11 protein-coding genes are annotated in these 14,601 nt (G+C 62.9%); 4 read left to right on the top strand and 7 right to left on the bottom strand.

Annotated elements, in window-relative coordinates; translation table 11 throughout:
- Positions 1-97 precede the first annotated feature (97 nt).
- Positions 98-391: an FAD assembly factor SdhE gene (locus SJ05684_RS07050; protein ID WP_034857403.1), complete on the bottom strand. Its 294-nt coding sequence runs from the start codon at positions 389-391 to the stop codon at positions 98-100.
- Between the two features lie 118 nt (positions 392-509).
- Here SJ05684_RS07050 and recG point away from each other — a divergent pair, with 118 nt between their 5' ends.
- The gene (gene recG, locus SJ05684_RS07045; protein WP_034857405.1) at positions 510-2,615 is read left to right on the top strand and encodes an ATP-dependent DNA helicase RecG; all 2,106 of its coding nucleotides are present in this window, start codon (positions 510-512) and stop codon (positions 2,613-2,615) included.
- Between the two features lie 146 nt (positions 2,616-2,761).
- On the opposite strand, the gene SJ05684_RS07035 is transcribed toward recG, so the two are convergent.
- A complete protein-coding gene (locus SJ05684_RS07035) occupies positions 2,762-3,955 on the bottom strand; it encodes a GGDEF domain-containing protein (protein ID WP_244426686.1) in 1,194 nt (397 codons plus the stop codon).
- Positions 3,956-4,273: 318 nt separating this feature from the next.
- Between SJ05684_RS07035 and SJ05684_RS07030 the strand changes: the two genes are divergently transcribed.
- Both SJ05684_RS07030 and SJ05684_RS07025 read left to right on the top strand, forming a co-directional pair.
- A complete protein-coding gene (locus SJ05684_RS07030; RefSeq protein WP_050980125.1) occupies positions 4,274-4,723 on the top strand; it encodes a YybH family protein in 450 nt (149 codons plus the stop codon).
- Positions 4,724-5,088: 365 nt separating this feature from the next.
- Positions 5,089-5,769, top strand: coding sequence for a cupin domain-containing protein (locus SJ05684_RS07025; RefSeq protein WP_034857406.1), 681 nt, complete (start codon positions 5,089-5,091; stop codon positions 5,767-5,769).
- A gap of 33 nt (positions 5,770-5,802) precedes the next feature.
- Here SJ05684_RS07025 and SJ05684_RS07020 read toward each other — a convergent pair whose 3' ends face one another.
- From SJ05684_RS07020 to SJ05684_RS07000, 5 genes are all read right to left on the bottom strand, one after another.
- Positions 5,803-6,492 carry a DUF502 domain-containing protein gene (locus SJ05684_RS07020; protein ID WP_034857408.1) on the bottom strand — a complete coding sequence of 230 codons (690 nt, stop codon included), beginning with the start codon at positions 6,490-6,492 and terminating at the stop codon, positions 5,803-5,805.
- Between the two features lie 17 nt (positions 6,493-6,509).
- A complete protein-coding gene (locus tag SJ05684_RS07015) occupies positions 6,510-7,007 on the bottom strand; it encodes a GNAT family N-acetyltransferase (protein ID WP_034857410.1) in 498 nt (165 codons plus the stop codon).
- Positions 7,004-8,830: a glutamine--fructose-6-phosphate transaminase (isomerizing) gene (glmS, locus tag SJ05684_RS07010; RefSeq protein ID WP_034857411.1), complete on the bottom strand. Its 1,827-nt coding sequence runs from the start codon at positions 8,828-8,830 to the stop codon at positions 7,004-7,006. Before glmS ends, SJ05684_RS07015 begins: the two co-directional genes overlap by 4 nt.
- A 341-nt stretch (positions 8,831-9,171) precedes the next feature.
- Entirely contained in the window at positions 9,172-10,542 is a 1,371-nt protein-coding gene (gene glmU / locus SJ05684_RS07005) for a bifunctional UDP-N-acetylglucosamine diphosphorylase/glucosamine-1-phosphate N-acetyltransferase GlmU (RefSeq protein ID WP_034857412.1), read from the bottom strand.
- Between the two features lie 162 nt (positions 10,543-10,704).
- A complete protein-coding gene (locus tag SJ05684_RS07000) occupies positions 10,705-12,351 on the bottom strand; it encodes a Na/Pi cotransporter family protein (protein ID WP_034857414.1) in 1,647 nt (548 codons plus the stop codon).
- Positions 12,352-12,706: 355 nt separating this feature from the next.
- Here SJ05684_RS07000 and SJ05684_RS06995 point away from each other — a divergent pair, with 355 nt between their 5' ends.
- Positions 12,707-14,599 (top strand): peptidylprolyl isomerase, encoded by a 1,893-nt coding sequence (locus SJ05684_RS06995; protein ID WP_034857415.1) that lies wholly within the window; start codon positions 12,707-12,709, stop codon positions 14,597-14,599.
- Positions 14,600-14,601: the final 2 nt, after the last annotated feature.

The following is a 14,601-nucleotide window of genomic DNA, read 5'->3' as shown; positions in this document are numbered from 1 at the left end:
GCGCCGCGCGTCTTTTCAGACGCGCAAAGGTCGCTGCAACTTTGAATCCGCGCATCGAGCTTTCCGAAAATCGGGTCCGACTTTCCGGGCCGATGCGCTAGCGAACGGGATCGAAATCCGGGCGATAGGCGGCGATGCGCGCGAATAGCGCCGTCGCATGGCGCTCGGGCAACGGCTTTTCTCCCGTAATCCAGCGCACGAGATCGTTGTCCTCCTCGCGCATGATCGCTTCGAGCTCGTCGAGCTCGGCATCGGTGAGGCTCGCAATCTCGGCTTCGGCGAATTGCCCGAGGATCAGATCCATCTCACGAATGCCGCGGTGCCAGGCGCGAAAGAGTATCCGGCGCCGACGCGGGTCGAGATCGGCGCTCGTGCGCGATATGCCGGTCATGAAACGTCCTTTTTGCCATCCGCCTTTCGCGGCGGATCCCATGAACAGGGCTCTATAAACGCTGGAAAGCAGGTTGTCAGCCTTGCCAAAGGCGGAATTATGATCCCATTTTCACTCCATGCGCCCTGCCCTGCTCGATCCGCTGTTTTCGCCTCTCGACACCCTGCCCGGCATCGGCCCGAAAACAGGCGAGCTTTACGCGCGGCTGCTCGGGCGCGAAACGATCGACGATTGCCGCGTGGTCGACCTCCTGTTTCACGCCCCGCACTCCCTGATCGACCGGCGCCGGCAACCGGGCATCGCCCATGCGCCGCAGGGCGCGATCGTCACCATCACCGGGCGCGTCGACCGGCACCAGCCATCGCCGCGCGGCCGGCCCAATGTGCCCTATCGCGTCTTCCTGCACGACGATACCGGCGAACTGGCGCTCACCTTCTTCCGCGTCAAGGGAAACTGGCTGGAGAAGGCGCTGCCGATCGACGAAAGCGTGACCGTCAGCGGCAAGGTGGACTGGTTCAACGGTCGCGCATCGATGGTCCATCCGGACCATATGGTCCGTGCGGCCGAAGCGGAGAGCCTGCCATTGGTCGAGCCCGTCTATGGACTCACGGCCGGTCTCGCCCCGAGGGCGCTCCGCAAGACCATCGAGGCGGCGGTGGCACGCGTCCCCGATTTACCCGAATGGCTCGACGACGCGCTCCTTGGCCAGCAGGGCTTCCGAAACGCCAAGGAGAGTTTTCATCGCCTGCACGAGCCGCGTGACGAAACCGATATCGACAACCAGGCGCCGGCGCGCCGGCGCCTCGCCTATGACGAGTTCCTGGCGGGGCAGCTTTCGCTCGCGCTGGTGCGCCAGCGGCTGCGCAAGGTCGCCGGCGCGCCGGTCCACGCGACGGGACACCTAAGCGGTCCGGTACTCGCCGCCCTGCCCTTCTCCCTGACGGCGAGCCAGTCGGCGGCCGTAAGGGACATCCTGGCCGACATGTCCGGAACAGACCGAATGCTGCGCCTGCTACAGGGCGACGTCGGTTCCGGCAAGACGGCGGTGGCACTGATGGCGATGCTCGCCGCCGTCGAATCCGGTGGTCAGGCGGTGCTGATGGCACCGACGGAGATCCTCGCCCGCCAACACCACGCCACGCTGTCCAGGATGGCAGCGCCGGCGGGCATCGCCATCGACGTCTTGACAGGCCGCACAAAGGGCAAGGAGCGCGACGCGATCCTCGAACGAATAATGAGCGGCGAGACGAAGATGGTCATCGGCACGCATGCGCTTTTCCAGGACGCCGTGACTTACCGTCAGCTCGCCCTCGCCGTCGTCGACGAGCAGCATCGCTTCGGCGTCCATCAAAGGCTGCGGCTAACCGCCAAGGGCGTCTCCCCGCACATGCTCGTGATGACCGCAACGCCGATCCCGCGCACGCTCGTGCTGGCGGCCTTCGGCGACATGGACGTCTCCAAGCTCACGGAGAAGCCTCAGGGCCGCAAACCGATCCAGACCGTGACCATTCCGGCAGAGCGCACCGACGAGATCATCGACAGGCTCGATTCCGCCCTTCGGCAAGGAAAGAAGGCCTATTGGATCTGCCCGCTCGTGGAGGAGTCGGAAGAGACGGACGTGATGTCCGCCGACGAACGCTATCAAACTCTCGTCAGCCGCTTCGGCAACGTAGTCGGACTGGTGCACGGCCGCATGACAGGGCCGGAGAAGGATGCCGTCATGCTCGCCTTCAAGAACGGCGATATCCGCGTGCTTGTGGCAACGACGGTAGTGGAAGTCGGCGTCGACGTCGCCGATGCGACGATCATGGTAATCGAGCATGCCGAGCGCTTCGGCCTGGCGCAATTGCACCAGCTGCGCGGCCGCGTCGGCCGGGGCGACGAGGCCTCCACCTGCATCCTGCTCTATAAAGGGCCGCTCAGCGTAGCGGGCCACGCGCGCCTTTCGATTCTGCGCGAAACGGAAGACGGCTTTATCATCGCCGAGGAGGACCTGAAGCTCCGCGGCGAAGGCGAGCTTCTCGGCACCCGTCAATCCGGCACTCCCGGCTTCCGCATCGCCAGCCTCGAGGCGCACGCCGACCTTCTGGAGATCGCGCGAAAGGACGCGACCTATGTCATCGAGCAGGACCCGGATCTGACGTCGGAGCGTGGAGAAGCGTTGAGGACGCTGCTCTATCTTTATCGGCGTGATGAGGCGATCCGGTTCTTGCGGGCGGGATAGCATACGGCCAAGCCAGCCGGGTAAACAGGCCGCCCGCTTCAGCCAACCCGAAGGGCCGGGCATCTTTCCGCCAGGATCAGGGGCGATCGCCTCTGCCCGACGAAAATCTGCTCCGGCAGAATGTTTCCATTTAACCACGAAAGGCTCTAAGTTCCCGCCTCACCGGGCTGATGGAGCGACACGCAATTGCGACCTGCCTGCTTGGCAAGATAAAGGGCCGCATCGGCTGCGTTCTGAAGCTGCTCCGGCGAAATGAATTCCTTGTCGGGCGGCTGGTTCGCAACTCCGATACTGAGGGTGACGTAAGGCCCAACGCGCGAGGCAGGGTTCGGAAGCGAGGCGGCTTCGACACTCTTCCGGATTCGTTCGGCCGTAGCGATGGCTTCTCGCTCGTCTGCACCCGGCAGCACCACAAGAAACTCCTCGCCGCCATAGCGGGCAACATGATCGCGCTCGCCGTTCACACTGCTCTGAATGATGCCGGCAACCTTCACCAGACAGCGATCGCCCTCAGCATGCCCCAGGTGATCGTTCAGCTTCTTGAACTCGTCGATGTCGCACATCAGCATGGCGCAGCCGCGGCAATTCAAGCCTCCGCTCCACAGACGATTGAGCGTTTCCATCATCCAGCGCCGATTGGCGATGCCGGTCAATGGATCGGTTCTCGCAAGGCGCTCGAGCCGGGCATTCGCGTCGGCAAGTTCCGCGACCCGGCTTCGGTCTCTGAGCTCGAGAAGGAAAGTCTTCTGGGCCAGAATCGTCATGGTGCGCCGCGCAACGACAGTGGCGACGATGCCGCTCGCAAAGAAAAGCGTCGCAGCCACGGCATTCCCCGGCTCCAAGTTTGGGTTCAGCAACTGGAAAGAGAGGTAGAGAGCAAGGGCAATGGCAGCGACTGTCATAGTCCAGGCCAGCGGAACGCCGAAGATGATGATGGCGGTAATCGCCACGAAGAGCATGATGTTCAAATGGCGTTCGTAGAACTCGCCCCCTGCACTCACCCCCACCAGAGCGACCGACAGGAGGATGAGGAGCATGCCAGCGATGATGGAGATCCTTTGGAGCCAATAGGCGCGCGGTTTTCGCCAGACAAAGGCGGTCGTCAGGGCCGCGGGTGGAAGAATGCAGGCTGGCGCGAGCATCGCCATCACGATCGGCTTCGGGAGCAGTATGGCGTTGAGGGCCAGGGTCAACACATCCAGCAACGCCACCCACGTCATCCAGGCACGGATGATCTTGGCCGTTCGGGGCCAGGACCGCTCTCGAAACAGGCGGCACAGGTTACCTTTGAGACGAATGTCACGCGTGCGGCCCGCGAGAAGGCGCGCGACTTCAGCCATGGTGGCCGTATCCTCCGTCCGAAGCTGAATCTGTGCGGACGGGCTTCCCCTACTCGTCGAAGCTGCGTTCTCCTCGATGTCCATGCTACTTTATGTAGCGGGGCGTCTGCTGCAGGCAAGCATTGGCGGCGGATCAGCGGAGGTGCGAAATGGCCGCCGGCTGTCGAGGTGGCAACCGGAACGCCCGAGAGATCTCGTTTGCAACTATCGGCACACCCGCGTGCCCTGTGATACGTGCCGCTGATTGGCGGCCTCTTAAGCGATGCGTGATATACTGCCGACTGGCATGGGGCACAACGGCCATGAAGGAGGAAGGCTATGTCAAAGACGCGCCTTGGATGTTTGATCGTGCTTGCAGCATGCTCCATTTCCATCGCCTCGACGCAGGTCCGGGCCGGTCCCCTTGAAGACGACGTCAAGGCCGCCTACTCAGCGTGGGACGCGGCATTTCAGAAGAAGGACGCCAAGGCGGTCGCCACCCTCTATGCTGAGGATGCACTACTTCTCCCTCCCAGTCATAATTTGATTGAAGGACCTGCTGGCGTTGAGAAGTTTTTCAGCGACCTGTTCGGCGCGGGCGCAACCGATCACACACTCGAAGTGATCAAGGTCGGTGGCGACGGAAAATTGGTCTACGGTGCCGCGAAATGGTCTGCCAAGGGCAAGGATGCTCAGGGCAAAGACCAACCGTGGGGAGGAATTGCCACACATGTCTTCGAGCGCCAAGCCGACGGCAGTTTGAAAATCAAGCTGCATACCTTCAATTGACGCCAGTTCTTCCGATGCGGACGCAGAGTTGGGAAGGAAAGGAGCTCGGTCGCCGCTTCCGATAGTGAAAACGCCGCCGATGTGCTTAACCTCTGAGCGGTGCAAAGGCGTTTCTGGCCACGGCGGCGATCCGGCCGCCGTTCCAGCACCCCGCGCCTTTTCAGAGGCGCAAAGGTCAGCGTAACTCTTTGAATGGTGGTTCAATCACCGGCTCCGCGGTCGAGAACGAGGAAACTTGGATTTCTGCGTGAAGGGCGTGCGGCCGATGATCGAAACCGTGACACTGTCACGAGCCCCGGAGGCTGTTTAAAAGATGAGATCCGGTGACGCGTTCCGGATCGTGCTCATGATGGGAGACCAGACCAATGCGCATCAACGACGACCTGACAAAACCGGTGATCGTCCATTCGGCCAGGCTCGACTGGGTTCCCAGTCCCTCTGCCGGTGTGGACCGCCGCATGCTCTATCGCGTCGGTGGCGAAGTGGCGCGCGCGACGTCGATCGTGCGCTACGCGCCGGGTAGTGCATTCCCCCGCCATGTCCATTCCGGAGGTGAGGAAATCCTCGTGCTCGAGGGCACGTTCCAGGACGAGCATGGCGACTATCCGGCCGGGTGCTATTTCCGCAACCCGCCCGGCACCTCGCATGTGCCGGCGTCGAAAGACGGCTGCACGATCTTTGTGCGTCTCTGGCAGTATCGCGAGGGCGACGACACGCAGGTCGTTCGCCAGCCTGGCGAGGGTGAGGCAGCACCATTGCGCGACGGGGCCGACGCCGCACGCGTGCTGTTCGACGACGGTCAGGAACGCGTCTCTATCGAGCACTGGCGTCCGGGTTCGAGGATAACGGTGGAAAATCGCCGCGGCCTCGAATTCCTCGTGCTGTCCGGCAGCCTTACGGTTCGCGGCGAGCAACTGGAGCCGCAAAGCTGGGGACGGCTTCCCGCAGGCCAGCCACTGCAGGCTGACATGGGCCCCGAGGGTGCGCAGGCATGGATCAAGGAGGCGCCGCTCGAGCACGCCGACGTTTTGCCGCTGCCGGAATAAGCGGGCCGACGACCTCACAACTCCGCCAGACCCTCAAGCAGGCTCCTGCACAACCGCCCGTGGCGGCGCATTCGCCAGCGGCTTGTAATCCGGCGCGACAAGGCCGCCGGAAATCAGTAGTTTGGCCGCGTCCTCCGCGCTCATCTGCAGCGGAACGATCTTTTCCCGCGGTACGAAAAGCAGGAAGCCGGCGGTCGGGAGTGGTGTCGGCGGCAGGAAAACGGCGACCATGTCGAGGCCGCGCTCGTCGAATTTGGCCGCGATCTCGCCCTTGGCGTCGGTGGCGATGAAGACCAGCGACCAGAGGCCGGGGCTCGGATACTCGATCAGCCCCGCCGTCTTGAAGGATGACGATTGGTCCTGCAGCACAGTCTGAAAAATTTGCTTCAAGGACTTATAGATCGTCCGCACGAGCGGCGTCCGGTTGAGCAGCGACTCGCCGAAATTGACGATCGTTCGCCCAACGAGATTGGCGGTCAGAAAGCCGACAAGCGTGATGACGACGATGGCCACCAGCAGGCCGAATCCCGGAATGGCCACCGGGAGATAATTGTCCGGATTGTAGAAGCTCGGCAGATAGGGCTTCACCCAGCTATCCGCCCATTCGATGAAGGACCGAACCAGCCACACGGTAATCGCCACGGGCGCGCAGATGATCAGCCCCGTGAGGAAATAGTTGCGCAGCCGGGACGCAATCATGCCGCCTTTGGAACCGTCCGTCATGCCTCTACCATCACCCCTCAGCCCGGCCCGAAGGCCGAATGGTAAACGACCGTGCCGGAAACCATTGCTCCCGACAGGCCCAGCGCCATGAAATATTGCGGCGCAACACCGGGAAAGACAAGAGCTGGCTCATCGCGGAATCCGAACCTGCCGTAGAATGCCGGTTCCCCAACCACGACGCAGCCGGCCGCGCCCATATTTTTCAGCCTTTCAACGCCTTGCCGGATGAGGTCACTGCCGACGCCACGGCCCTGCCTGTCCGGCCTCACGGAAACGGGACCGAGCCCGTACCAGCCGTCATCGGCGGGCGTGATCGTCACCGGCGAAAATGCGATGTGGCCGATCACCTCACCTGCTTCTTCCGCAACGAGGGAGACGCTCAGCGCGTTCTCGGCACGCAAGCGCTCGATGATCAGCGCTTCCGTCTGGTCGCTATGCGGGTGGCCGGCGAAGGCAGCGGCGGTGACGGCGCCGATCGCCACGACGTCCCCCTCCCTCTCCGGCCGGATGATCATTCGACGGTCACCGATTTTGCGAGGTTGCGTGGCTGGTCCACATCGGTGCCCATGTGGACTGCCGTGTGATAGGCGAGAAGCTGGACCGGCAGGGAGAAGATCATCGGCGCAACGATCTCGTCGACGCTCGGCAGCACCAGCGTGTGCATCGTATCGAGCGTCGAGGCGGCAGCGCCCTTCTCGTCGGTGATCAGGATGATCCTTCCGCCGCGGGCGGCCACCTCCTGCATGTTCGAGACCGTCTTATCGAAGAAGCGGTCATGCGGGGCGATGACGATGACCGGCATGTTCTCGTCGATGAGGGCGATCGGCCCGTGCTTCAATTCGCCGGCGGCATAGCCTTCGGCATGGATGTAGGAAATCTCCTTGAGCTTCAGCGCGCCTTCCATCGCGAGCGGGAAGCTCGTGCCGCGGCCGAGATAGAGGACATCGCGGCACTTGGAGAGTTCCCGCGACAGGAACTCGATCTTCGGCTGAATACTGTTCAGCACCTGGCCCATGAGGCGCGGCATTTCGGCGAGACTCCGGACCATCGCCTGCTCTTCCGCATCGCTGATCGTGCCGCGCGCCTTGCCGGCGGCGATGGCAAGGGCGGCAAGGACCGCGAGTTGGCAGGTGAAGGCCTTGGTCGAGGCGACGCCGATCTCGGGGCCTGCAAAGATCGGGAAGACGGCGTCCGACTCCCGCGCGATGGTGGATTCGCGCGTGTTGACGACGGCGCCGATCTTCAGGCCATGCTCCTTGCAATAGCGCAGCGACGCGAGCGTATCGGCGGTCTCGCCCGATTGCGAGATGAAGAGCGCCGCCGATTGCGGCGTGAGCGGAATCTCGCGGTAGCGGAATTCGGAAGCGACGTCGATTTCGACCGGCAGGCGCGCATAGCGCTCGAACCAGTATTTGCCGACCAGCCCGGCCAGATAGGCCGTGCCGCAGGCGGAGATCGCAAGGCTCGGCACCTCGGCGAAGTCGATCACCTCCGAGACCGGGAGCACGCGGTTGTCGATGAAATTGACGTAATGGCCGAGCGCATGGGAGATCACCTCCGGCTGCTCATAGATCTCCTTCTCCATGAAATGGCGGTGATTGCCCTTGTCGATCATGTAGGCGGCGGCCATCGAGACCTGCCGGGGGCGAGTGACCGGACTGCCGTCGATGTCGAAAATATGCACGCCGGTCCTGCCGATGACGGCCCAGTCGCCATCGATCAGATAGGTGATCTCATTGGTGAACGGTGCGAGCGCAATGGCATCCGAGCCGAGGAACATTTCACCCTCGCCATGGCCGATCGCCAGCGGCGGGCCGTTGCGGGCCGCCATGATGGTGGAGGGATCGTCCTCGAACAGGACGGCCAAGGCATAGGCACCGCTGACGCGCTTCAGCATCGCGTGCATCGCCTCGCGTCGTCCCATGCCCTCACGGCGGAAACTTGCCAGAAGTTGGGCGACGACTTCGGTGTCCGTTTCCGTCTGGAACTCGGCGCCTGCGGCAGTGAGTTCGCTCTTCAGCTCGGCAAAATTTTCGATGATGCCATTATGGACGACAGCAACGCCCTCGGTGAAATGCGGGTGGGCATTGCGTTCGGTCGGCGCGCCATGAGTGGCCCAGCGCGTGTGGGCAATGCCGATCGTACCGGCCAGCGGCTCCTCTTTCAGCCTTGTCTCGAGATTGACGAGCTTGCCTTCGGCGCGCCGGCGATGCAGCTCACCGCCATTGATCGTCGCCACACCCGCCGAATCGTAGCCCCGATATTCCAGGCGCTTCAATGCGTCGACAAGCCGCTCCGAAACCGGTTGATCCCCCACGATGCCCACAATCCCGCACATTTGAAACTCCGCATTCTTATTCACGCCGACGCGGCGCTACAGGTCACCCAGGCAAGACGAGAATACGCGCGGATCACCGCCCCTCGCCGCGCCAGTCCATTAAAGCGTCCTTTGTCCTTCAGGACGCACAAGGACGCTGCAAGTAATTGAATCTTCGCATCGTGCTTTCCAAAAGTCGGGTCCGATTTTCGGGCCGATGCACAAAGATCACGTCACAGAGATCGAGCCGCCCGCTGCACTCATGACAGTCAGGCACGCCGCCTCCTCGAAGCCTTCGTACTGAAATTATCGCGTGAGACAATCCGCTTCGATTTCACTTTCAGTTTCAACATTTAACGAGATTATTCGGCGGCCTTCGCCTTTTTTCTGGCTGCCTTTTCCGCCTCGTAGCGCTCGCGCAGTATCGGCGCCCGGCCGGGCTTCACCTCCTGACGCGCCCGACCGAACGCGACCGCGTCCGCCGGAACGTCCTCGGTTATCACGCTGCCGGAACCGACGAGCGCTCCGTCGCCGATCGTCACAGGCGCCACAAGCGCTGAATTCGAGCCGATGAAGGCATTCTCGCCGATGCGGGTCACATGCTTGTTCACGCCGTCATAATTGCAGGTGATCGTGCCGGCGCCGATATTCGACCCGGCACCGACAAAGGCGTCGCCGATATAGGTCAGATGGTTGACCTTCGCCCCGGGGCCAATCGCCGCCTTCTTGACCTCGCAGAAATTGCCGACCTTCGAATTCGGCCCGAGATCGGCGCCAGGCCTCAGACGGGCAAAGGGACCGACGGTCGCGCCGGCGCGAATATGCGCCCCTTCGACATGCGAGAAGGCGTGAATGACCGCACCGCTTTCGACGCGCACGCCCGGACCGAAGACGACGTTCGGCTCGACCAGCACATCCTGCGCAAGCTTCGTATCCCAGGCGAGGAAGACGGTTTCCGGCGCGATCATCGAGACGCCGGCCAGCATCAGTTCGTGCCGGCGACGCTGCTGCCAGAGCCTCTCGATATAGGCGAGTTCGGCCCGCGTGTTGCAGCCGGTCAGTTCTTCCTCCGGCGCTTTCACGGCAATCGCGCGGCCGCCGAGCGAGCGAACAATCTCGACGAGATCGGTAAGATAGTACTCGCCCTTGGCATTCCCGTTGCCGATCCGGGCGAGAAGGTCGAGTGCCTTGCGGCCGTGGATCGCCATCAGCCCGCCATTGCAGTAGGTGATACGTCGCTCCTCCTCCGAGGCGTCCTTGTGCTCCCGAATCGCCCGAAGTTCTCCATCCTCGACGATCAGGCGGCCGTAGGCCGTTGGATCCGCCGTCTCGAAACCGATGACGACGACGTCGTTGCCTTCGGCCAGGCGCTCACGCGCGGCCTTGAGCGGAGCGGCGGTGATCAGCGGCGTGTCGCCGAAGACCACGAGGACATCGTCATACCCCCTTTCGATCGCCTGCCGCGCGGCAAGCACCGCATGCGCCGTGCCGAGCCGTTCTTTCTGCAGGAACGAGGTGACGGTAACGGCACCACTCGCGGCCGCGGCTGTCACCGCCTCGGCGTCGCGCCCCACGACCAGGGCCACGTCGGAAATGGAAGCGCTTGCCAGCGCGTCGACGACATGCGCGATCATGGGCCGGCCCGCAACGGGGTGCAGCACCTTCGACATTGCCGATTTCATCCGAGTGCTTTCGCCAGCCGCCAGGATGATCGCCAGGCAAGTCCGTTCCATGCTCTTCTTCTCCTTGAGGTATTCTTCTACAGCGCCCCGTCAGCCCGATTCGACGTCTGCCGGCAAGATATTGCGGCAAGGCGCAGTCAGCCAATCACGTCGCATTAATCCGGTTAAAACGCAATGACGCGCGAGACGCACACCATGTCGCCTGCGGAGGCGTCAAGCCCGCGGCCGCAACCTGCTCTCCGTCAGAAGTCCGCTTTCCTCGACGATCGGATAGGCGACTGACGCGATATGGGCGTTGACGCGCTTCAGATCCCGAAGCATGTCGAGGTGCAGCGAACTCGTCTGTAGGCTTTCGGCGAGACCATCGCGCAGCCGTTCAAGGTGCCGCTCCGCGGACCGCTTCTCCATGTGCCGGACGTCGACCTTCACCTCGATCAAATGCCGCGCCAGATCGGCGTTTCGCGTCACGAAGATCGATTGGGCGATGCGAAGATTGTCGATCGTCAGCTCGAAGAGGCTCTTCAGTTCCTGATAGCCGTCTTCGGAGAATTTGAGGCCGTTGGTGATCTTCTTGCGGATCTGCTCGCAAAGACCTTTTTCAATGATATCGCCCATGTGTTCGAGGTTGATCGCATAGTCGATGATTACGATCGAGCGGCGGCCGTGCTCCTCGTCCGACTCGCCGCGCCCGAGCCGCGACAGGAAGATCTTCACTTCCTGCTGCAGGAGATCCACCTGCCTTTCCATCCGAGCCACGTCGTTGAGCTCGCTCAGGTCGTTGTTCTGGAATGCGGTCGAGGCACGCATGAGCATCGACTCGATCAGGTCTCCGACCCGCAGGACTTCTCGCGTCGCGCCGGAGAGCGCCATGGCCGGCGTGTCGAGCGATGCCTCGTCGAGGTAACGCGGTCCCAGTTCGCTTGCCTCCTCATCGGGAACGAAGTGGGCCATGGCGCGCGCGAGCATGCCCGCGAAGGGCCATGCGACGAGCGCCACGACCACATTGAAGGCCAGATGCACATCGACGGGCAGGTTCTCGGCCTGCAGAGGCAGCCGCTGCAGGAATTCCACGTTTATGCCGACGAGCGGAAGCGCGATCAAACAGCCAATGCTGCGCACCACGAGGTTCCCAAGCGTCACCCGTCGCGCGGCCGGCGCGGAGCCGAGCGTAGCGAGTACGGGGGGTATGGCACCACCGATATTCGCGCCAAGCACCAGGGCGACGGTCAGGCCTGCCGTAAGCACGCCGGCGGAGGATAGAGACAGCACCAGCATGACGACGGCGAGGCTTGAAGACGAGGCGAATGCGAGACCCGCCGAGATCAAGGTCGCGACGGGCCATGCGCCGTCGAGCAGACCAAGAAACGCCGCGAGAGCCTCCGATTCGCGCATCGGCTTCGTTGCCGCTCCCAGGAGGTCGAGGGACAAGAGCATCAAGCCTATGCCGACGAGGGCATAACCGCCGCCCTGGCGCGCGCTCGACCGGCTCATCCTGTGCGTGACGACCCCCGCAAGCACGAGCAGCGGCGATAGCCATCCTATCCCGAGCGCGACGATCCAGGCCGTCATGGCAGTGCCGATATTGGCGCCGAGCAGCACAATCTGCGCCATGCGCGAGCGCACCAGGCCCTTCTCCACGAAGGACGCGGTCATCAGGGCCGTGGCGGTCGAACTCTGAAGCGCAAGCGTCGCAACGAGGCCCGTAGCGAATGCCCGCAGGGGACCGCCGGTCCCTTGCGCGAGGCCGGTCCGCAACCGCGCTCCGAACGCGCGCGTCACCCCTTCCCTGACGAGCGAAAGGCCGAACAGCAGCAGCGCAACGGCGCCGAAGAGATTGACCATCACGATTGTGGATTGCATGGCATCAGTTCCGTAACGGCCACGAAGAACGGGATTGCTTGAGCCCTATCGAAGACACGATTCCCGACCAATTGCTATAAGGGAAAGTGGATAATTCTACAGATCGATTTCGGTTGCCGGCTAACGAATTCGACACTCTCTTTCCTGTTTGCGCCGGTTTCTCCGGCCGGTGCTTCGCAAGGCGCCGGCAGCCATAGGGCGACCGAATTCGCGTGACCGAGACGGTCGAGCGCTCAAGTCGGCCACGGATCATGCAATTTGCAGCACAGCGCCCTTCAATTCCCGTCCGGTTTGTTCTAAGGAACGAACTCATTCGGCTCTATGCCGCTGTACTGCAACGAGGTTTTCTGCCCCCATGCTCGACTCCCTGAGAAACGCCGCCCGGACGCGGGTCGTCAAAGGCTTCCTGGCCATTCTCATCCTCTCATTCATGGTTTGGGGTGGACAGACGATGATGGTGACGGGTGCGTCCGACGCTGTGGTTACAGTCGGCGATGTCAAGGTATCCGCCAGCGACTTCCGCCTTGCCTATGAGCGCCAGCGCAGCCTCCTGTCGCGGCAGCTCGGCATGCCGCTGACGCGGCAGCAGGCGCGCGCCTTCGGGGTCGAGGCGCAGGTCTATTCGCAGCTCGTTGCCGGCGCAGCTCTCGACCAACTCGCCGAGGACATGAATCTCGGCCTCTCCGAGGATCGGCTCGCAAGGCTCATCGGCGAAGACCCGGCCTTTCACAGCGCTAACGGCCAATTCGACCGACTGACATTTTCGAGTGTGCTGCGAAATGCTGGCCTCACCGAAAAGGACTACATCCGCAACCGCGCCCAGGTGGCGGTGCGCTCACAGGTCGTCGATGCGATCACAGACGGATACAAGGCTCCCGACGTGCTTGCCGAGGCGATCGGCAAATATCGCCACGAGACCCGCAGTATCGACTATCTGATGCTCTCGAACGCGAATATCGATGCAGTCAAGGCTCCGGGCGACGACGTGCTTGCGCCCTGGTTCGAAAGCCACAAGGCGAACTATCGCGCGCCGGAGTATCGCAAGTTCAGCTATATCAAGCTCGAGCCGGCAGATCTCGCCGCTCCCGAGACCATTTCCGAGGAGGAAGTGCGCGCCGACTACGAGCAGCGCAAGGAACGGTTCCGCACAGCGGGGACGAGAACCATCGAGCAGCTCTCCTTCCCCTCGCGCGAAGCGGCCGACGCCGCCGCGGCAAAGCTCGTCGCCGGCACCTCCTTCGACGATCTGATCAAGGCCGAAGGCAAGAGCACCGGCGACGTTCTTCTCGGCGATTTCACCAAGGAGAGCATGCCGGATCCCAAGGTTGCCGATGCCGCCTTCGCGGTCACCACCGATGGCGGCGTGACGCCGGTCGTCGAAGGCGCATTCGGCCCCGTCATCCTGCGCGTCACCAACATTCGTCCCGAAACCGTCCGCACCTACGACGAAGTGAAGGACGAGTTGCGCAAGGAGATCGCCCTTGACGCCGCGCGCGACCAGTTGATCGGTCTCCACGCCAAGATCGAGGACGAACGCGCCGCCGGCGTGCCCGTCAAGGAAGTGGCCGAACAGCTGAATTTGAAGCTCGTTACCGTCGATGCGATCGATGCCACCGGCAAGGACCAGAACGGCGACGACGTCACCGGATTGCCGGAGCAGCGCGAACTGCTCGAGGAGGTCTTCAAGGCCGAGGTCGGTCTCGATACGCTCGCGGTTCCCATCGGACGCGACGGATACCTCTGGTTCGACCTCGAAGAGGTGATCCCCGCCCGCGACCGGACACTCGACGAGGTGCGCGACGAAGTGGCCGCCGGCTGGACCGCGGAACAGCAGCGCTCGGCTCTGGCTGCCAAGGCGGCCGAACTCAAGGAGCGGATAAAGAAGGGTGAGACGCTTGCCGACATCGCAACCGAGCTCGGCCTGACAGTCGAAAGCAAGGCTGGACTGAAGCGCTCGACCCAGGATCCGGCGCTCAGCCAAGCGGCGATAATGGCAGCATTCGGCGGCCCGAACGGGCACGTCGCCAATGCACCGGGTACCGGCGGCGAAGGCCAGATCCTGCTTCAGGTGACGGCGGTAAACGAGAGTGCGCCGGCCAATGCCCTCGACGACGACAGCCGCCAGATCGAGGCGATCGCCCGCGCCAGCGGAGACGACATTCTCGACCAGATGGTGTTCACATTGCAGGCGGCCTACGGCGTATCGATCAACCAGACGCTGGCCGAGCAGGCATTGGCGCAGCAGTGAGG

This window comes from Sinorhizobium sojae CCBAU 05684 (genome assembly GCF_002288525.1).
In the GTDB taxonomy this organism is placed as follows: Bacteria; Pseudomonadota; Alphaproteobacteria; order Rhizobiales; family Rhizobiaceae; genus Sinorhizobium; species Sinorhizobium sojae.
Note: the sequence above shows the minus strand (reverse complement) of the source record. Positions and strands in the feature narration are given on the sequence as shown.